This is a genomic window from Haliovirga abyssi, assembly GCF_030295325.1.
Classification (GTDB): domain Bacteria; phylum Fusobacteriota; class Fusobacteriia; order Fusobacteriales; family Haliovirgaceae; genus Haliovirga; species Haliovirga abyssi.
This window is the reverse complement of sequence record NZ_AP027059.1, coordinates 1,420,870-1,442,243: the sequence shown is the minus strand read 5'-3', so window position 1 is coordinate 1,442,243 and position 21,374 is coordinate 1,420,870. Positions and strand designations below refer to the sequence as shown.

At 26.3% G+C, this 21,374-nt stretch carries 16 protein-coding genes; all 16 read left to right on the top strand.

The annotated features are described in order from the left end of the window. Positions 1-57 precede the first annotated feature (57 nt). The 16 genes from aroA to galU all read left to right on the top strand — a co-directional run bounded on the left by aroA (position 58) and on the right by galU (position 21,317). A complete protein-coding gene (aroA, locus tag RDY08_RS06410; RefSeq protein WP_307903549.1) occupies positions 58-1,338 on the top strand; it encodes a 3-phosphoshikimate 1-carboxyvinyltransferase in 1,281 nt (426 codons plus the stop codon). A gap of 122 nt (positions 1,339-1,460) precedes the next feature. Next, positions 1,461-2,138, top strand: coding sequence for a RadC family protein (radC, locus tag RDY08_RS06405; protein ID WP_307903548.1), 678 nt, complete (start codon positions 1,461-1,463; stop codon positions 2,136-2,138). Continuing rightward, the gene (hisB, locus tag RDY08_RS11650) at positions 2,139-2,735 is read left to right on the top strand and encodes an imidazoleglycerol-phosphate dehydratase HisB (RefSeq protein WP_372339409.1); all 597 of its coding nucleotides are present in this window, start codon (positions 2,139-2,141) and stop codon (positions 2,733-2,735) included. Further along, complete coding sequence (locus RDY08_RS11645; RefSeq protein ID WP_372339408.1) at positions 2,736-3,617, top strand: PSP1 domain-containing protein; 882 nt, start codon at positions 2,736-2,738, stop codon at positions 3,615-3,617. Positions 3,618-3,623: 6 nt separating this feature from the next. Then, positions 3,624-4,346 carry a tRNA1(Val) (adenine(37)-N6)-methyltransferase gene (locus RDY08_RS06395; RefSeq protein WP_307903547.1) on the top strand — a complete coding sequence of 241 codons (723 nt, stop codon included), beginning with the start codon at positions 3,624-3,626 and terminating at the stop codon, positions 4,344-4,346. Between the two features lie 18 nt (positions 4,347-4,364). Continuing rightward, the gene (locus tag RDY08_RS06390) at positions 4,365-5,777 is read left to right on the top strand and encodes an HD-GYP domain-containing protein (protein WP_307903546.1); all 1,413 of its coding nucleotides are present in this window, start codon (positions 4,365-4,367) and stop codon (positions 5,775-5,777) included. Beyond that, complete coding sequence (locus RDY08_RS06385; protein WP_307903545.1) at positions 5,774-8,242, top strand: DUF3536 domain-containing protein; 2,469 nt, start codon at positions 5,774-5,776, stop codon at positions 8,240-8,242. The genes RDY08_RS06390 and RDY08_RS06385 overlap by 4 nt, the downstream gene beginning before the upstream one ends. Positions 8,243-8,270: 28 nt before the next feature. Further along, positions 8,271-9,794 carry an HD family phosphohydrolase gene (locus RDY08_RS06380; RefSeq protein WP_307903544.1) on the top strand — a complete coding sequence of 508 codons (1,524 nt, stop codon included), beginning with the start codon at positions 8,271-8,273 and terminating at the stop codon, positions 9,792-9,794. Positions 9,795-9,807: 13 nt separating this feature from the next. Beyond that, the gene (locus tag RDY08_RS06375; RefSeq protein WP_307903543.1) at positions 9,808-10,707 is read left to right on the top strand and encodes an MBL fold metallo-hydrolase; all 900 of its coding nucleotides are present in this window, start codon (positions 9,808-9,810) and stop codon (positions 10,705-10,707) included. 43 nt (positions 10,708-10,750) lie between these two features. Beyond that, a complete protein-coding gene (locus RDY08_RS06370) occupies positions 10,751-11,941 on the top strand; it encodes a GumC family protein (protein WP_307903542.1) in 1,191 nt (396 codons plus the stop codon). Positions 11,942-12,441: 500 nt separating this feature from the next. Next, on the top strand, positions 12,442-14,427 hold the full coding sequence (uvrB, locus tag RDY08_RS06365; protein WP_307903541.1) for an excinuclease ABC subunit UvrB: 1,986 nt from the start codon (positions 12,442-12,444) through the stop codon (positions 14,425-14,427). Positions 14,428-14,676: 249 nt separating this feature from the next. After that, on the top strand, positions 14,677-15,720 hold the full coding sequence (gene pdxA, locus RDY08_RS06360) for a 4-hydroxythreonine-4-phosphate dehydrogenase PdxA (RefSeq protein WP_307903540.1): 1,044 nt from the start codon (positions 14,677-14,679) through the stop codon (positions 15,718-15,720). A gap of 118 nt (positions 15,721-15,838) precedes the next feature. Then, complete coding sequence (locus RDY08_RS06355; RefSeq protein ID WP_307903539.1) at positions 15,839-16,681, top strand: Rpn family recombination-promoting nuclease/putative transposase; 843 nt, start codon at positions 15,839-15,841, stop codon at positions 16,679-16,681. Between the two features lie 13 nt (positions 16,682-16,694). Further along, positions 16,695-18,467 carry a methyl-accepting chemotaxis protein gene (locus RDY08_RS06350; RefSeq protein ID WP_307903538.1) on the top strand — a complete coding sequence of 591 codons (1,773 nt, stop codon included), beginning with the start codon at positions 16,695-16,697 and terminating at the stop codon, positions 18,465-18,467. Positions 18,468-18,504: 37 nt separating this feature from the next. Further along, on the top strand, positions 18,505-20,412 hold the full coding sequence (gene metG / locus RDY08_RS06345) for a methionine--tRNA ligase (protein WP_307903537.1): 1,908 nt from the start codon (positions 18,505-18,507) through the stop codon (positions 20,410-20,412). Between the two features lie 23 nt (positions 20,413-20,435). Continuing rightward, the gene (galU, locus tag RDY08_RS06340) at positions 20,436-21,317 is read left to right on the top strand and encodes a UTP--glucose-1-phosphate uridylyltransferase GalU (protein WP_307903536.1); all 882 of its coding nucleotides are present in this window, start codon (positions 20,436-20,438) and stop codon (positions 21,315-21,317) included. The last annotated feature ends 57 nt before the right edge of the window (positions 21,318-21,374 follow it).

The window sequence follows — 21,374 nt, the reverse complement described above, 5'->3', positions numbered from 1 at the left end:
CGGTCTAGAAATGGCTGCCATTTTTTAAAATAATAAAAATTTAAGGAGATAATAAATATGAATAAAATTTATGAAGTGAAACCACATAAAAATTTTAAAGCAGAAGTTGAAATACCAGGTTCTAAATCAGTAGCAAATAGAGCTTTAATTTTGTCAGCATTAGCAACAGGAAAAACAATTTTAAAAAATATGTTGTTTAGCGATGATACTAGATATATGATGAAAGCATTGCAACAATTAGGAAATAAAATTGATATAGATGAAGAAAATAAAGTTGTAACAATTGAGGGAAATCAAAATAGAAATTTTGGAGAATGTGAACTTTTCGTAGGAAATGCAGGAACAGCAATGAGATTTTTACCAACATATATATCAACAGGAAAAGGAAAGGTAATATTAACTGGAATAGAGAGAATGAAACAAAGACCAATAAAAGATTTAGTGGAAGCATTGACTCAATTAGATGTAGATGTAAATTATATGGAAAATAATGGATATCCGCCAATTATTATAAATGCAAACAGATTAAATGGGACAGAAGTTACAATAAAAGGGAATAAAAGTAGTCAATATTTAACATCTTTATTATTATCTACTCCATATGGGGAAAATGATATAACTATAAATATTGATGGGAATTTGGTATCTATCCCTTATGTGAATATAACTTTAACTATGATGAAGGATTTTGGAATGGAAATAAAAAATTATAATTTTAAAAAATTTGAGATTAAATCTGGCAAAAAATATCAAGGAAGAGAATACAGTGTAGAAGGAGATTGCTCGTCGGCTTCATATTTTTTTGGAATGGCTGCAATAACTAATAGTGAAATAAAAGTAAATAATGTAAAAAAAGATGCAATGCAGGGAGATATAAAATTATTAGAAGTATTAGAAAAGATGGGAGCAGAAGTTGAGTATGGGGAAAATTTTGTAATTGTAAGAGGGAATGGAAAACTAAAAGGAGTAACTGTGGATATGCATCATATGTCAGATGTGGCACAAACTCTTGCTGTAGTTGCACTTTTTGCAGAAGGGAAAACAGAAATAAAAAATGTGTATAATATGAGAATAAAAGAAACCGATAGAATAAAAGCAGTGTATAATGAATTAACTAAACTTGGAGCAAAAGTAACAGAATTAGAAGATGGCTTAATAATAGAACCAGTTAAAAAATATAATGAAGGAATTTTAATTGATACATATGACGATCATAGAATGGCAATGAGTTTTTCACTAGCTGGATTATTAATACCTAATACAAAAATAAATGATCCAAAATGTGTATCTAAAACTTTTCCTAATTATTTTGATGAGTTTGAAAAGATTTATAAGTAAATTTTTTATATTTTAGTGTAAAAAAATTAAAAGTTGTTTTAAGATATATGTATTGTAAGAATAATGGTTTGACAAAAATATAAATAAAAGATATAATCTAATTTGGGAAAATGGGGTTTATTATGAAAAAAGAGTTGTTAAATGGACATAGAAAAAGATTAAAAGAAAAATATTTAAATTCAGGTGCTAATGGATTACATAAATATGAGATACTAGAGTTGTTATTAACTTATGCTATTCCAAGAAAAGATTGTAAAATAATTGCAAAAGAGTTATTAAACGAGTATGGAAATTTCACAAATATATTTTCATTAACCAAAGAAGAATTGATGGAGATAAATGGTATTGGTGAAAATAGCGCAATATTAATTAACATTATTAATGAAATTTTAAAAATAAATTTAAAAGAGAAATTAAATAAAAAAAATAAAATAGAGAACACATTAGAGTTAATAGAATATTTGAAAGCAAAGTTATCAAATAATAGTAAAGAACTTTTTATTATTATTTTTTTAGATTCAAAAAATGGAATTATAAAAGATGAAATTTTATTTGAAGGAACTTTGGATAGAAATTATATTTATCCAAGGGAACTTATAAAAAAAATAATATTTTCAAATGCTAAAAAGGTAATTTTTGCTCATAATCATCCAAGTGGAGATGAAACTCCTTCAAAAAATGATATAAAGTTTACAAAAAAAACAAAAAATATATTGGAAGAAATTGAAGTGGAATTATTAGATCATATTATATTGACTACTAATAATTATTATAGTTTTTTGGAGAATAATTTAATATAGGTGGTGGTAAGAATTAAACGTATAGGAGAGGTTACAAGAAATACAACTGAAACAAAAATATATGTAAAAATAAATTTAGATGGCGATGGGAAATATGATGTAAAAACAGGAGTTGGATTTTTAGATCATATGTTAGAACTTTTTGCAAAACATGGAAGTTTTGATTTGATATGTAAAGCTGAAGGAGATACTTATATTGATTTTCATCATACAGTTGAAGATGTTGGTATATCATTAGGTGTTGCAATAAAAGAAGCATTAGGAGATAAAATTGGAATAAAAAGATATGGGACTTTTCATCTCCCAATGATGGAAGCTTTAACTAGAGTATCATTAGATTTAAGCGGAAGAGGTTTTTTAAGTTTTAATTGTGAATTTACCAAAGATAAAGTTGGAGAATTTGACACAGAGCTTGTTGAGGAATTTTTCTATTCACTTGCTTATAATGGTGGAATAAATGTACATATGGATTTAATTAGAGGAACAAATACACATCATATTATAGAAAGCTTTTTTAAAGGATTTGCAAAGGCGTTACAGGAAGCAGTTAATATAATAAATGACAAAATACAATCGACGAAGGGAGTAATACAATAGATGGAACATAATGTGCTTGGAGTAATGTTTGAAGTTACAAAAAAAAGGTATAATTTTGAAGTTATAGGGGATGAACAATATAAAAAAGGTGAAAAAGTAATTGTAGATACAGTAAGAGGGCAAGAGATAGGGACAGTCTATGCAGAAGTTAGAGTGATGGATGAAAAAGCTTTAGTATCGCCCTTAAAGCCAGTAATAAGAAAAGCAAATAAAAATGATACAGATAAGTATGATAAGCTTAGAGAAGACGCAAAGAAAGCATATGAAATATGTAAAAAGAAAATATTTGAACATAATTTGCCTATGAAATTAATAACAGCAGAATATACATTTGATAAAAATAAACTTATTTTTTATTTTACTGCTGAAGGAAGAATAGATTTTAGAAATTTAGTAAAAGATTTAGCTTCTTCTTTTAGATTGAGAATAGAATTAAGACAAATAGGAGTTAGGGATGAAGCTAGGATTTTAGGTGGATTTGGAATTTGTGGGCATGAGTTATGTTGTAGAAAATTTATAGATAAATTTGATTCAGTATCAATAAAGATGGGAAGAGAACAAGGACTTGTAATAAATCCATCTAAAATTTCAGGAGTTTGTGGAAGATTATTATGTTGTATGAAATATGAATATGAGCAATATAAAGAAATATTAGCAGATTATCCAGCAGTAGGGCAAAGAGTAGAGACTCCTTCTGGAAGAGGAAAAACTATAAATTTAAATCCGTTAAATGGGTATATATATGTAGACGTAAAAGATAAAGGAGTAAATAAATTTAACATAGATGAGATTGCTTTTGATAAAGAGGAAGCAAAGCAAATGAAAGAGAGTCATAATTTAGGTGAACATGGGAGCAAAACAGCTAGCTTAGAAAAGGAATAAATTATAATGAAAATTTATGAAGATGAAACACTAGAAGAGTTAACAAAATTTAATATGAAAATCATTCAAAAAAAGAATGGATTTAGATTTTCTTTGGATGCGGTATTAATTTCTAATTTTGTTAAAATTGATAATAAAAGAAAAATAAATTTATTAGATATAGGGACTGGAACTGGGATAATTCCATTGCTATTAGTAAATAATGAAAATATTAATACTATAACAGGAGTAGAACTGCAAGAGAATATTGCAAGTATGTCAAAAAGAAGTGTATTGATAAATAAATTAGAAGATAAAATAAAAATTGAAAATATAGATATAAAAGATTATGAAGTTGAAAAAAAGTTTGATATGATTGTTACAAATCCGCCATATATGAAAGTTAAAAATGGAAAAGTAAGTAATAATTTAATAAAAGCAATCTCTAGGCATGAACTGAAATTAGATTTAAATTCTTTAATTGAATCTTCAAATAAAGTATTGAAAGATGGTGGAAGTTTTAATATTATTTATAGGAGTAAAAGATTTCAAGAATTAGTAAACGTTATTACAAAACATAATTTTCATATAAAAAGATTAAGATTCATTCATACTAAAGTAGATAAAAACGCTGAATTATTTATGTTAGAAGCAATAAAAAATCGAAAAAAAAATATAGCAATAGAAACACCTTTAAACGTATATAGTGAAAATGGGAAATATAGTAGTGAAGTAGAATCATATTATTAGTGGGGGAGTAATCGTTATATGAGTAAAATAATTATATTATCTAATGATAAAAATATATTTATAGAGGATATTGAATTCTTTTATGATGTAAAAATATTTGGGGAAAATGAGTTTGATTTAAAAAAAATAGAGAAAAATGAAAAATTTTATCTTCTTATTGATGAAGAGAATTGGAATAAAAATATTTTAAAAGAGTTGTTAGATTTAGAGTTAAATTTTAAATTTGCAATTTTTTCTGAAGTTAATGTAATAAGATTTGCTAGAAAATATTATAAACTTGGAGCATCTTGTGTATATAACGGAAAGATAAAAGATTACAATATAGTTGATATAATTAGTGAATTAGATGAAAGAGTTTATGATAGATTTGGGTATAAAGAGTTAGAAAAAAGAAATATAGAAATAGAAAATGAATTAACAGACTATCAGGTTTTGTATGAAATGACAAAAATATTAAGGCTGGAATTGGCATTTGAAGAAGTAATAGAAAAATTATTATATTTATTAGAAAATTTAGTTTCAGGCTTTTCATTATTTGTTTTAAAGCGTAATGAAAAAGAAAAACATTATTATTTGAAAGATGGAAAAAGTGAAAGAATAAGTTTTTTGAAAAAACTATTAAAATATAGTAAAAGCAGTATGTTAATTGATATATTAGAAAATTCTATAGCTTTTATACCTAACTTTTTAGATAGTAAATCATGGTATAGTTTCCCGATAATTATAAAAAATAATTTAAGAGGATATTTATTATTAGTGAAACATTCAGAATTAGAACTGTCTGAAAAAGAGGAACAAATAATAATAGATATTCTAAGTCATGCAGGAATTATTATTGAAAATGCATACTTACTTGAAGAAAGTAAGAATATGAATTTTGAAATTGTAAAATCATTGGTAAAGGCAATAGAAGCTAAAGATACTTACACAAAAGGGCATTCGCAAAGAGTTGCAGAGTATTCATATATGATTGCAAAAGAATTGGGATTTTCACCAGCCAAATTAAAAGAATTGGATATGGCAGCTGTTTTGCATGATGTGGGGAAAATAGGATTGCCAGAATATATTTTGAATAAGACTGGAAAATTAACTGACTATGAGTTTGAACAAATAAAAAAACACCCTGAAAATGGGTATGAAATAGTATCTCAAATTAATAATATGAAAAATATTGCAGAAATAATAAGGCATCATCATGAAAAATGGAATGGGACAGGTTATCCTTTAGGATTGAAAAAAAAGGAAATACCATTAACTTCTCGTATAATATCTGTAGCAGATACTTATGATGCAATAACATCAGATAGGCCTTATAGAAAAGGATTAAGTCATGAATTTGCTGTACAAGAACTAAAAAAGAATAAAAATATACAATTTGAAGAAAAATTGGTTGATGTTTTTTTAAAATTAATGGAGGATAGAGAATTATGAAAAATAAAAAAGATATAAAAAAATCTTATTTGGTTATTCATGGACATTTTTATCAACCGCCTAGAGAAAATCCTTGGTTAGAAGCAATAGAAATACAAAAAAGTGCTCATCCATTTCATGATTGGAATGAAAGGATAAATGAAGAGTGTTATAGGCCTAATGCATTTTCTAAAATATTCAATTCTAAAGGAGAGATAATAAAAGTTGTGAATAATTATTCGAAAATGAGTTTTAATTTTGGGCCTACATTATTAAGTTGGCTAGAGAAAAATGATTTTGAAACTTATAATAGAATTTTAGAAGCTGATAAAGAAAGTTTAAAGGAATATTCGGGACATGGAAATGCTTTAGCACAAGTTTATAATCATATTATAATGCCGTTAGCAGATAAAGAAGATAAAAACACTCAAATTTTATGGGGAATAAAAGATTTTGAATCAAGGTTTAAGAGAAAGCCTGAAGGTATGTGGTTGGCAGAAACAGCAATTGACTATAAAACAGTGGATGCTTTAATAGAGAATGATATAAAATTTACAATATTGTCTCCTTATCAAGCAAAAAATACAAGGGAAATGGAAAAAAAAGAGTGGAAAGATGTTTTGGGTGGCAAAATAGATTCTACAAAACCTTATAGATGTTATTCAAAAACTTATCCGAATAAATATATTGATATATTTTTTTATGATGGACCTATATCTAGTAGTATAGGATTTGAAGATACAGTTAAGGATTCATCTAAATATATCTCAAGATTAAAACTAGCTTTAAATGAAAAGGCAGAACATTCTCAAATAGTGAATATAGCTACTGATGGAGAAACTTATGGACATCATAAAAAATTTGCTGATTTAACATTGGCGCATCTTTTATTTGATTTAGCTCCAAAAAATAATTTTGAAGTTATAAATTATGGGTATTATTTAGAGAAATTTGGTGTAGTTGATGAAGTAGAATTAAACGAAGGCAAGGGAGAAGGAACTTCTTGGAGCTGTGCACATGGAGTTGATAGGTGGAAAGATGATTGTGGTTGTAATTCGGGTGGGAATTATGGTTGGAATCAAAAATGGAGAAAGCCATTAAGAGATGGGTTGAATAAATTGAGGGACATTTTAAAAGAAATATATGGAAAAGAAGCTACTCCATATTTTAAAGATATATGGAAAGCTAGGAATGAATATGTTGATGTTGTTTTAAACAGAAGCCTTAAAAATGTAAATGATTATTTTAAGAGAAATTTAAAAAAAGAAGTAGATACAGAAGAACAAGAGTTTTTATTGAAATTATTAGAAATACAGAGAAATTTATTGTTAATGTTTACAAGTTGTGGATGGTTTTTTGATGAAATATCAGGATTAGAGACAATTCAAATTTTGAGTTATGCATCAAAAGCAATTCAACTTGCACAAGATTATACAAATCAAGATATAGAAAAAATATTTACGAATTATTTAGAAGAAGCCAAAAGTAATATAAAAGAATTTGGAACTGGGAAAGATATATATTTTAATATGGTAAAAAGCAGAATAGTTGATTTTGATAAAATGGTAGCTCATTATGCGATAAGTTCATCTTTTTATAAATATAGTAAAAAAAGTGAGATATTCACATATGAGATAGAAAGAGATGATTTTAGTAAAATAGAAGATGGAAATCTTATATTAAATATAGGAAAAGTAAAAATAAAAAATCTTATAACTAATGAATTTAGATATGTGATGTATGGAGTTTTAAAATTCGGGAATATGGATTTTAGATGTTCTGTTAAAAACATTTTTTCAAATACAGAATATTTTGAAATAAAAAGAGAGATATTAAAAAAAATAGAAAAAAAGTTTTCAATAGTTGAATCTATGAGAGCGTTAGATATGTATATTAATAGTGAATATTATACATTTAATGAGCTTTTATTAGAAACAAAAAGAAAAATATTAAAAAAAGTTACAGGTAAATTTTTTGAAGATTATAAAAATACATACGAAAAAATTTATACTGAAAGTTCTCAAGTAATATCTGCTTTGCTAGATGCTGAATTATCAATACCTGAAGAATATAGAATAGCAGCAGAATATACATTTAAAAATAAGATAACAAATTTACTAGAAGAATTTTTAGAAAATCTGAATTCACAATCTAGCGAGAGTGAATTAGTATCAGCTATTATGTCTTCTAAAAAATTAAATTATAAGATAGTTAACGATAAAATGAAGGATAGATTGAAAGAAAAATTAAATATTCTCATAGATGAGTTGCAATTTGAAAAAATTGAGATAATTGAAGATATATTAAAACTGTTTAACATATCAAAATTATTAAAAATAGATATATCAACTAACCATTCTCAAGAAAAAGTTTATAAATTTGGATTGGAGAATTATGATAAGTTGTCAGATATAAATAAAAATAAATTTATAGAGTTGATAAAAAATTTAAAATTTTCTGAAAAGACTTTTGATGTAATTAATTAGGGCATAAAAAGTATAAGGGGGAAATGATATGGCAACGAAAAATGATTTGATGAAAGAATTAAATAAAATAGGAATTGCTTTGTCAGCAGAAAAAGATACCAATAAGTTGTTACAATTAATACTTGAAGAGAGCATTAAAATAACAAATAGTGATGGTGGAAGTTTATATATAAAAGAAATTATAGACAAAGAAGAAAAATTAAAATTTAAAATCACAAAAAATTTTTCTAGAGAATTTCCATTTAAAGAGTTTACATTGCCATTAAATAAAAAAAGTATATCTGGATATGTTGGATTAACAGGAGAAACGTTAAATATTAAAAATGTAAATAATATAGATTCATTATTAAAAATAACATATAATAATTCATTTGATAAAAGTATAAATTATAAAACTATAAATATGTTGGTTATTCCTATGAAAGATTATAGTGGAGATGTAGTTGGAGTTTTACAATTATTAAATAAAAAAAAGGAAGAGGGAACTGTATTAGGAGAGCCTGATACAATTGAAAAAAATATTATTTCTTATACAAGAGATGAAGAGGAAATAATAACATCTTTAGCGTCACAGGCAGCAATATTATTAGAAAGAACAAGATTATATAATGAGATAGAAGAACTATTTCAATCATTTATAGAAGCAATGGTAAGTACTTTAGATGCAAGAGATACTACTACATCAGGACATTCGCGTAGGTTGGCAGGATATGCTATAGAATTAGCAAAAGCTATAGACAGAATAGATTATGGACCATACAAAGATAAAACTTTTAATAAAGATGAGATAAGACAACTTTATTATGCTGCATTATTACATGATATTGGAAAAGTAGGAATAAAAGAAAATATACTTTTAAAAAGAAACAGATTAACAGATGATAGAATGGAAACTATAAAATATAGATTTCAATATTTCAAAAAGAACTTAGAGTTGCGAAAAGTATTACACAGGCTATCTGATTATGAAACAGAACTTTTATTAAAAATAGATAAATATTATGAGATAATTTCCGATATAAATAAGAAGGGTTTTGTAACTGTTGATGAGGAAAATATGATTAGCAAAATTTCAATGGTTGAATTTATTGATGTAGATGGCACAAATAGGAATTTATTAGATGAATTTGAGATAGAAAATCTTATGATAAAAAAAGGGAATTTAACAGATGAAGAAAGAAGAGAAATGAATTTACATGTTACATTTACATATGATATTCTTGAAGGAATAAAATGGACTAAATTATTAAAAAGAATTCCTGAAATTGCTTCTGGGCATCATGAAAAAATTGATGGAAGTGGTTATCCGCATGGATTAGTGGGAGATGAGATCCCTTTTGAGGCAAAGTTACTTGCAATTTTAGATATTTTTGAAGCTTTAACTGCAAGAGATAGACCTTATAAACCACCAATGGCTGTGGAAAAAGCTCTAAAAATATTGGAGTTTGAAGTGAAAGATAACCATTTGGACAAGTATATATTTGAGATATTTGTAAAAGAAAAAATTTATGAATTATATAAAAAAGAATTGAACAAAATAGTGATAATATAAGGTGGTGAACTGTATGGCAGTTTTTAATATTAAGTTTTGGGGGGTAAGAGGAAGTTATGTATTGTCAGGAAACAAAGGGGTAAAATATGGTGGGAATACTACATGTATAGAGGTTGAAACAGATTTTGGGATAATAATATTAGATGCAGGAACAGGGATAATAGGTTTAGGGAAAAAAATAGCAGCTGAAAAAAAACATTCTGATATAAATATACTATTTACACATACTCATAAAGATCACACAGAAGGATTTCCTTCATTTTTGCCAGCATATTTTGGTAATTATAAAATAAATTTGTATGGTCCAAAGGTTTTAAAAGATGGTATAGAAGAGGTGATTTCTAGTTCTATGGCATATTCATATTTTCCAGTAAGTTATGACGAAATGGGTTCTTTGAAAAACTGTACAGATATAAATCATACAGATGTATTGATTTTAAAAAAAGATAGTCAAAAATTAAAAGTATATAATAAATATCATGCTGATTTTGTATCTTCAGAAAATGATGTTGTAGTAAAAATATTAAAAGGGTATAATCATCCTAAAAATGGAGTGTATATATATAGAATTGAATATTTGGGTAAAAGTTTTGTTTTTGCAACAGATGTAGAAAGTTACATTGGTGGAGATGCAAAATTAATTCAATTTGCAAAGGATGCAGATGTGTTGGTTCATGATGCAGCATATGATTATAAAACTTATTTAAAAAAACAAGGATGGGGGCATAGTACTCCAGAAATGGCAGCAGAAAATGCAAAAAAGGCAGGTGTAAAAAAACTATTTTTAACTCATCATGATCCAGAAGATAGTGAAGAAGATATAGAAAAAAAACTAGAAGTTGCTAAAAACAGTTTTGAAAATAGTGATTTAGCAATTGAAGGATTAGAAATAGATATGTTGAAGAATATTTAGGAAATAAACAAAATATTAAATTTAAAATAATGGAGGCTTAGAAGTGGAAGAAAACAGACAATATGTAGAAGAAGATGAAATTGATCTATTGGACTTAATAAAGGTTATATGGAAAAATAAAAAATTAATTATAGGGATCACAATATTAATAACAATTATTGCAGCGGTGGTTTCTATAAGAATGCCAAAAATTTATAAATCAGAAATGGTATTTATGGCAGAACAAGGAGATGGTAGTAACGGTCTTAGTGCATTAGCTAGCTCAATACCTTTTGCCAGTATGTTGGGTAGTTCTGGTGGAAAATCAGGAATTAATTTCATAACAATAATGGAAAGTCGTACTTTTAGAGAGGATATAGTTAAAAATTTAAAATTATATGATTATTATATAGAAAAAAACGAAATAGATCTATCAAAGCTTGAAGAGAAAGATAAACCAACAATTACAGATATTGCAGAATGGCTTAAAAATATAGTTACAGTAGCTCAAGATGATAAAAGTGGAACTTATACAGTAGATGTAGAATTAGATGATGCGGAAAAAAGTGCAGAAATATCTAATTATTATTATACGGAATTAGAAAGATATATTAAAGAAAAAAATCTTACAAAAGCAAAAAGAAATAGAGAGTTTATAGGAAAGCAATTAAAATTAGTAGAAAAAAAATTAAAGACACAAGAAGAAAAATTAAAAAATATAGAAAAAAAATATAATACAGTTTCAATTATGGATGAAGCACAAGCTTTAACAGAAATATTAACAAAATTAAAAACAAATGTATTTGAATTAAGCGGAAAATTAGAAGTGTTAAAACAATTTACAGGAAATGAAAATATAGAAGTTAAAAAATTAAAAAAAGAGATATCTGTATATCAAGGACAAATTACAGCTTTGGAAAAAGGGAATAAAAAACTTCCAATAGAGATGATTGCTTTAAAAGATGTGCCAGATATAAAAATAAAAATGTCAAGGTTACAAAGAGAAGTGGAAACAACAGTTAGTATTTATAAAATGTTATTAGCTCAAAATGAAACAGCAAAAATAGATGAAGTTAAAGAAAATAGTGTTATTAATATATTGGATCCAGCAATAACACCAAAAGTTCCAATTAAGCCTAATAAAAAATTAAATGTAATAATTGGATTTGTGTTGGGAATATTTTTAGGGATTTTCTTAGCATTTTTTAAAGAATTTATTAAAGGAGTAGATTGGAATAAAATAAAAGAAGATTAGAATGGTTTTAAAATAGGATATCAATTTGTTTATTTACTGGGCTTAAGAGTTTTTTATGAACAAAAGAACAAAAGAATAATATTTTTTGAACATTCATAAGCCGAGACATTTGTTTCGGCTTGTTTTCTATTTTTGAAATTAGAGAATCTTTACTTTTTCCTTGATGAAAAAGTAACAAAAAATCAAGTGCTAATGTTCCAAATAATAATTTTCTAAGGCTCATTCCCTACAACTGTCAAACTCGCTACGCTCAAACAATGACAGCTGCTTAACGGGAATTTCACCAAGAAAATTTATTATTTTACACAAATGCACGGGAATTATAAAAAGAATAAAAGAATAAAAGAATAAAAGAATAAAAGAGGGTAAAGATAGGAGAGAGGAAAAAAATTCTTGAAACTGGAAAGATTTATTAAAATTAATAATGATATCTGGATATAATAGAAAAAGATGAAAATAGTAGAAAGTGTATCTTACTTTTTATTGAAAGGAGATTAAATATGTTTAAATTAGTTTCTAAATTTAGTCCTACAGGAGATCAACCAACTGCTATTGCAAAATTAATTGATAGTTTAGATAATAATAATAAATATCAAACTCTATTAGGGGTAACTGGTTCTGGAAAAACTTTTACAATAGCTAATGTAATAGCTAAGACTAATAGACCTGCGCTTATTATGGCTCCTAATAAAACTTTAGCTGCACAATTATATTCAGAATATAAAGCATTTTTTCCAGAAAATGCAGTAGAATATTTTGTGTCATATTATGATTATTATCAACCTGAAGCATATATTGCAAGTACAGATACATATATTGAAAAGGATTCATCTATAAATGATGAAATTGACAAATTAAGACATGCTGCTACAGCAGCGTTATTAAATAGAAATGATGTTATAATTGTTGCATCTGTCTCTGCAATTTATGGGTTAGGAGCTCCAGAAGTATATAGGAAAATGAGTTTGCCATTAGAAAAAGGCTATGCACCACCTAGAAAAGAGATATTAAAAAAATTAATTAGTATTAGATATGAGAGAAATGATATAGAGTTTTCAAGAGGAAAGTTTCGAGTAAAAGGGGATACAGTAGATATATACCCAGTATATATGGATACAGCTTATAAATTAGAATTTTTTGGAGATGAATTAGAAGAGATTTCTGAAATAGATCCATTAACAGGGAAAAAAATAAAAAAAAATTTAGAAAGAATAATGATAATGCCAGCAACTCATTATGTTACAGAAGAAAAAAAGATAGAAAAAATATTAAATCAAATAAGAGAAGAGATGATAACTCAAGTTGAATTTTTTGAAAAAAATGGAAAATTATTAGAAGCACAAAGAATAAGGCAGAGGACACAATATGATTTAGAGATGATAAGGGAAATTGGTTATTGTAAAGGGATAGAAAATTATTCGAGATATTTAGCTGAAAGAAAAGCTGGAGAAACTCCATATACTTTATTAGATTATTTTTCAAAAGATTTTATTGTGTTTATAGATGAATCTCATGTTGGAGCTCCACAAATAAGAGGAATGTATAATGGGGATAGAGCAAGAAAAACAGTTTTAGTAGAAAATGGATTTAGGTTGCCATCTGCATATGATAATAGGCCTTTGCAATTTAAGGAATTTTTAAAAAAAGCAAAACAGTTGGTATTTGTATCTGCTACTCCTGGAGATTTTGAGATAGAAAATTCTAAAGCTAATATTGCAGAGCAACTAATTAGACCGACAGGAATTGTAGAGCCTGAAATTGAGATTAGACCAACTACAAACCAAGTTGATGATTTGATGAGTGAAATATATAAAATAGCTAAAAGAAAGGAAAGAGTATTAGTAACAACATTAACAAAAAAAATGGCAGAAGAATTAACAGAATACTATTTGGAATTTGGGATAAAAGTGAAATATATGCATTCTGGAATAGACACATTAGAAAGAGTAGATATAATAAGAGGTCTTAGAATGGGTGAATTTGATGTTTTGGTTGGAATAAATCTATTAAGAGAGGGGCTTGATATTCCAGAAGTTTCATTAGTAGCAATATTAGAAGCTGATAAAGAGGGATTTTTAAGATCAAGGAGATCATTAATTCAAACAATGGGGAGAGCATCTAGAAATATAAATGGAAGAGTGATCTTGTATGCAGATAAAGAAACAAAATCAATGAAAGAAGCACTATATGAGATAAATAGGCGTAAGAAAAAACAAAAAAAATATAATATAGATAACAATATAGATCCAAAACAAATAATAAAAGAATTACCAAAAGATGCTTTAAATTATGATTATGAAACTATAATTGGAGATAAAAAAATATTAGAAGTAAAAAAAATATATAGAAATAAAACTCAAATGGAAGCAGAAATAAAAAAATTAGGAAAAGATATGAAAAAATATGCAGAAGAGTTAAATTTTGAAAAAGCTATACAAGCTAGAGATGAAATGAAAAAAATAAAAGAGATATTATTGGAAATATAAGAACAAAAGATTTTTTTAACGTTCATTGATATAATAGGAAATTATAAATTTATTCAGAAAATAAGCTACGCCGTTTTTTTGAAATATGCAATTTTTCAAAGCAAAATTTTTCAGAAACCAAAAATTTTGAAAAACATTTATACTTTACATTATGAAGCGTAGCTTATTTTTTATATTATAAAAAACACTTAATATATTTTAAAAAATGTGTTATAATTCAGGAAAATAAATATAAATTGGAGAGTAGTTATGAAAAACAAAATATTAATTACAATGGGAGATCCAGCAGGTATTGGACCAGAAATTATATTGAAATTTTATAAAGATTTTTTTTCAAAAAGTGGAAATAATTTTATACCAGTAGTTGTTGGAGATAAAGAAATACTAAAATATTACATAGGAAAGTATAATTTAGATTTAAAAGTAGAAGATATTTTGGGAAATTATAAAAATAGAGAAGAGATAAAAAATATTATTTCTAAAAATATAATTCCAATTATTAATGTTGAGCATAAAACTATAGATGAAAATATTGCTAAAGCTAAGGAATTAGAAATAGGAATTCCTACAAAACAATCTGGAAAGATGAGTATGCTATATATTGAAAAAGCTCTTGAATTAACAAAAGATAAAACTTTTGATGCAATGGTAACAGCACCAATTAGTAAAGAAGCTATAAATTTAGCAGGTTATCATTATAGTGGGCATACATCTTTTTTAGCAGATAATACAAATACAAAAAATTATGCAATGATTTTAAAAGGTGATAAAATAACAGTTGTCTTAAATACAACTCATTTATCTTTAAATGATGCTATAAAAAAGGTAAAAAAAGAAAATATATTAAAGAAGATAAAACTTGCCAATAAAGCAAAAAAACTGTTAGGAATAAAAACTAAAATAGCTGTATCAGGATTAAATCCTCATAATGGAGAAGGGGGATTATTTGGTGATGAAGAGATAAAAGAAATCTTACCAGCAGTTGAAGAAGCAAAGAAACTTGGAATAGAAGTGGAAGGACCTATTGTTCCAGATACACTTTTTGTTAGAATGTTAAAAGATGAATTTAATATAGCGGTTGTAATGTATCATGATCAAGGATTAATTCCAATGAAAATGGAATCTTTTGGACTTGGAGTAAATATAACTGTAGGATTACCGATAATTAGAACTTCTGTGGATCATGGGACAGCATATGATATAGCTGGGAAAAATTTAGCTGATTATGGTTCTTTGAAAAAAGCTGTGGGTGTAGCAAATATAATAATAGAAAATTCTTTAGGGATGGATTAGAAACAATATTTTTGTTTTGAAATATATAGATATTCAAGAGTTTTTATAATGAAATATGAGAAGTTTATTTTTTAAATGTTATTTAAGATAAAATACTTATAAAGTAGAGGTGATGGTTATGTGTAGAATAAATCCGAGAGTAGATTTTGTATTTAAAAAATTATTTGGTTCGGAAGATAATAAGGATTTGTTATTAGATTTTATAAATTCAGTAGTATCAGAAGATGATAGAGTAACAGAGTTAGAACTTAAAAACCCTTATAATGATAAGAATTTTAGAAATGATAAATTATCAATATTGGATATAAAAGCGGTAGATCAAAGAGGGCGTTGGTATAATATAGAAATGCAAATAATTGATCAGGAATACTTTGACAAGAGAGCATTGTATTATTGGGCAAGATTATATTCAGGTCAACTATCCACAGGGATAAATTATGATAATTTAAAGAAGACAATAAGCATAAATATATTAAATTTTAGATGTTTAGATGAGGAAAATTATCATAATATTTATAAAATAATAAATATGGAAAGTAAAGATGAGTTTATAGATCATTTAGAGATACATTTTATAGAACTAGAGAAATATAATGAAAAATTCAGTACAATGTTAGATAGATGGGTAAACTTTTTAAAAAGAGCAGAAAAATATGAAGAAAATAAACTTCCAAAAGAGCTAGAAGAGGTATCTACAATAAAAAAAGCGGTAGAGATATTAGAAGAGATGTCATTAAATAAAGATGAGCGTGAAAGTTATGAAGCTAGATTAAAATGGTTAAGAGATGAAGATGCAGCTCTAAAAAAAGCTGAAAAAAAGGGGATTGAAAAAGGGATTGAAAAAGGGATAAAAAAGAGAAATATAGAGATAGCAAAAAGTTTATTAGATGTTTTAGATTTGAAAACTATAATGGAAAAGACGGGATTAAGTGAAGAGGAGATTGAAAAGTTGAAAAAATAAGGGGGAATATATAATGAGAATAAAGACTAAGTTAAATATTTTTATGAGCATTATTGGTGCTATTTTAGTAGTTAAGGGATTATTTATATTTATAGAAATAAATAATTTACAACAGCAGTGGCGTATAATTGATAATAATATAATGAGAAGATCTGTATTAATTTCAAAAATAAGAGATAATTTTGGATATGGTGGTGCAATACATCAATTTAAAAATTATATAATTAGAGGTCAAGAAAAGCAAATAAAATCTTTTGAAAAACAGATGAATTCATTTAGAGAAAATTATAAAGAGTATTTAAAATTTAATGATTTAGGAGAAAAAGAAAAGTATGATTTGAAAATAATTAATAATACTTTTGAAGAATATAATAGAAATTTAAAATTAGCAATAAAATTAAAAGAAGAGAATAAAACTGTAAAAGAAATAGATTCAACAGTGAAGATAAGTGATGGTCCAGCATTAAAAAGCATGAAAGAATTAGATGAGATTATACAAACTCAATTAAATGAAAATACAAAATCATTTTATAAAAAAATTAATAGTTTGAAATTGCGTTTGTATATATTATTATTTATAATAATTGTTCTATTTATTGGAATTTATATTATTATAATATACTTATTAAAAAATTTAAAAATAGTTGCAGATAGATTAAAAAAAATAGCTGAAGGGAAAGGAGACTTAACGAAAAGAATTTTTGTAAAAAGAAAAGATGAAATAGGCGAATTAGCAACATATTTTAATAGTTTTGTTGGTAATTTAAACGATATAATATATAGTATAAAACAATTAATATTTGAAGTTAGTGAAAAGACAGAAAAAATAACTTTTGTATTAGATAATGTCTCAAAAGGAAATAGGTATAATAAAAGAAATAATAATTTAAATGAAAAGATAATTGAAAAAGGAATGGAAGATTTAGAAGAAAATATAGAGGTAGTTCTTGATAATGTGAGAAATCAAACGGCAGGAATAGAAGAGACTTTAGCAGAGCTAGAAGAAATAGCAGAAACTGGGAAAAAAGTTCAAAATAATGTGGAAGATAGTTTGAAATTATCAAAAGAGACAATAGATACAGCGAAAATAGGTGAAAGTAAAATAAAAGAAATGGCAGTTGGGATGTTAGATATAAGCAGTAGTGTTGAAAGAGCAGAAAAAAAGATAAAAGATTTAATAAGTATATCTTTAGGAATTGGAGATATTATAACAGCTATAAATTCATTGTCAGATCAAACTAATTTGCTTGCATTAAATGCATCAATAGAAGCTGCAAGAGCAGGTGAGGCAGGAAAAGGGTTTGCCATTGTTGCAGATGAAATAAAAAAATTAGCAGAAAAAACAAGTGATGAAACAGAAAAAATTGAAAAACTTGTAAATGATATCCAAACAGAGGTAAGTACTGTAAAAGAGGCAAATGATGATATAGAAATAAGTGTGAGGAAAGGATTAGAGATAACAGAAAGTGTAAAAACAGTAATATTATCTATTATAAATATAATTGATAAAAATGATACAGAGATAAGAAAAATAACAGAATTAACAAAAGATCAAACTAATTCTTCTGAGGGAATAACAAAAGTAGTAAAAGAAATCACAGATAATTCTACTGGAATAGAAGAGTTATCTATAAATAATAGTGACATTTCAAAAGGTGTTAGAGATTTATTGGATTATTCTTTAGCTGAAATAAATATTCTGATAGATTTAACTTTAAATCTGTCTAAAAACATAAGCAATTTTAAAATAGAGGAAAATGATAAAAATCAATTAAAAGAAATTTGAATTTAGGAACAATAAAAAATAGGAGGAAATAATAAAAATGGGTAAAAATTTTTATGTAACAACGCCAATATATTATGTAAATGGAGAACCGCATGTAGGCTCAGCATATACTACAATTGCAGCTGATGTGTTAGCTAGATATAAAAAAACAGCAGGATATGATGTTTTTTTTCTAACAGGAACAGATGAACATGGACAAAAAATAGAAGAAGCTGCAAAATTAAAAGGAATGAGTCCTCAAGAATTTGTAGATTCAATAACGCCTAAATTTCAAAAAATGTGGAATTTATTAAATATAAATAACAATGATTTTATAAGAACAACAGAAGATAGACATATAAAATCTGTAGAAAAAATTATAAAAAAAGTATATGAAAATGGGGATATTTATAAAGGAGAATATGAAGGACATTATTGCGTTTCGTGTGAAAATTTTGTTCCTGAATCACAAATGGGAGAAGGAGACAGTTGTCCAGATTGTGGAAAAAAATTAAGAGTTGTAAAAGAGGAATCTTATTTTTTTAAAATGTCAAAATATGCAGATAAATTATTAAAATATATAGAAGATAACCCTAATTTTATTCAACCTTCATATAGAAAAAATGAAGTAACTTCATTTATAAAACAAGGATTAAAAGATTTATCAATTTCGAGGAACACATTTAAATGGGGGATACCTTTAGAAATAGATAAAGAGCATGTAGTATATGTATGGTTTGATGCTTTGACAAACTATTTAACAGCAGTAGGATATGAAAACAACCCTGAAATGTTTGATAAGTTTTGGAATAATGGAGAAGTTGTACATCTGTTAGGAAAAGATATATTGAGATTTCATGCTATAATATGGCCAATTATGTTAATGGCAGCAGGAGAAAAATTACCTAGTAAAATATTTGCACATGGATGGTGGACAGCAGCAGGAGAAAAAATGTCAAAATCAAAAGGAAATGTAGTTAATCCTAAGAGTGAAGTAGAAAAATATGGATTAGATGCTTTTAGATATTTTCTAATGAGAGAAGTTCATTTTGGAATGGATGGAGATTACTCTACAAGAGCAATGGTACAAAGAATAAATGCAGATTTAGCTAATGACTTAGGAAATTTATTAAATAGAACAATAGGTATGATAAAAAAATATTTTAAAGGTGTAGTGACAAAAGGTGAAGGTGAAGAGATATTTGACGTACAAATAAAAGAACTATTTTTTGAAATGTTAGTAAAAGTAGATGAAGAGATGGAGAATATACAATTTTCAAAAGCATTAGAGCAAATTTGGAAATTTATATCAAGAATGAATAAATATATAGATGAAACAATGCCTTGGAAATTAGCAAAAGATGAAACTAAAAAAGAGAGATTAGCAGTTGTTATGTATAATTTAGTAGAATCTTTATATAAAATAGCGGTATTAGTATATCCTTATATGCCTGAGACAGCTGCTAAAATTTGGAATCAACTTGGGATTAACGGAAATATAGAAGATGCTAGATTAGAAAATTTAAAAGAATGGGGAAATGTTCCAGAATACACAACAGTAAAAAATGCAGAACCTATTTTTCCAAGAATAGAAGTTGAAGAGAAAAAAGAGGAGATAAAAGTTAAATCTAAAAAAATTGAACCGACAATTGAGATAGATGAATTTAAGAAAACTAAGATGGTTGTAGCTAAAATTTTATTAGCAGAAAAAGTAGAAGGAGCAGATAAGCTTTTGAAATTTAAAGTATCTATTGGAAAAGAAGAAAGAACAGTTGTATCAGGAATAGCTAAATATTATAAAGTAGAAGAGCTAAAAGATAAAAAAGTATTAATGGTATCAAATTTAAAACCTGTAAAATTAAGAGGAATATTATCAGAAGGAATGTTTTTGACAACTATGGAGAAAAAAAGAATAAAATTAATTGAGATTGATAATAGTGTTCCAGAAGGTACATTGATAGGATAGAAAAATACTAGGGGGAAGTTATTATGCAAAAGATAAGAAAAGCAGTAATTCCAGCAGCAGGATTAGGTACAAGATTTTTACCTGCAACAAAAGCACAACCAAAAGAGATGCTACCAATAGTGGACAAACCAGCTATACAATATATAGTAGAAGAGATAGTAAAATCAGGAATAACAGATATTACTATTGTTACTGGTAGAAATAAAAGAGCATTAGAAGATCATTTTGATTATTCAGTAGAGCTTGAGTATATATTAGAAAAAAAGAATAAAGATAAAATGTTGAAAGTTGTAAGAGAAATATCTGAATATGCAAATATTTATTATATAAGACAAAAAGAGCCATTAGGGTTAGGGCATGCAATTTTAAAAGCTAAACATCATATTGGGCATGAACCATTTGTTGTGGTATTAGGTGATGATATAGTATATAATGATGTTCCTGTTGTAAAACAGATGTTAGATGTAAGAGAAAAGTATAAAGGAGGGTCTGTAATAGGTGTACAACAAGTTCCAGATGATAAGGTATCTTCTTACGGAATAATAAAACCGGGAAATAGATTTGATGAAAGAACTGTAAAAGTAGAAGATTTTATAGAAAAGCCGACAAAAGAAGAAGCACCTTCTAATTATGCTTGTTTAGGAAGATATATTTTAGAACCTCAAATATTTGAATTTTTAGAAAAAATAGAACCTGGAAAAGGTGGAGAGATACAATTAACAGATGCAATATTAGAAATGATAAAATATGGAGATAAAGTTTTAGCATATGATTTTGTTGGAGAAAGATATGATACAGGGGATAAACTTGGATTTATAAAAGCAAATATAGAATATGGATTAAGACATGAAGAAGTTGGAGAAGGATTAAGAGAGTATCTGAAAGAATTAGCAGAAAAATTGTAAAAAGATATAGATGAGTAGATGCGAAATTTGTATCTGCTCATTTGTTTTTGAAATATA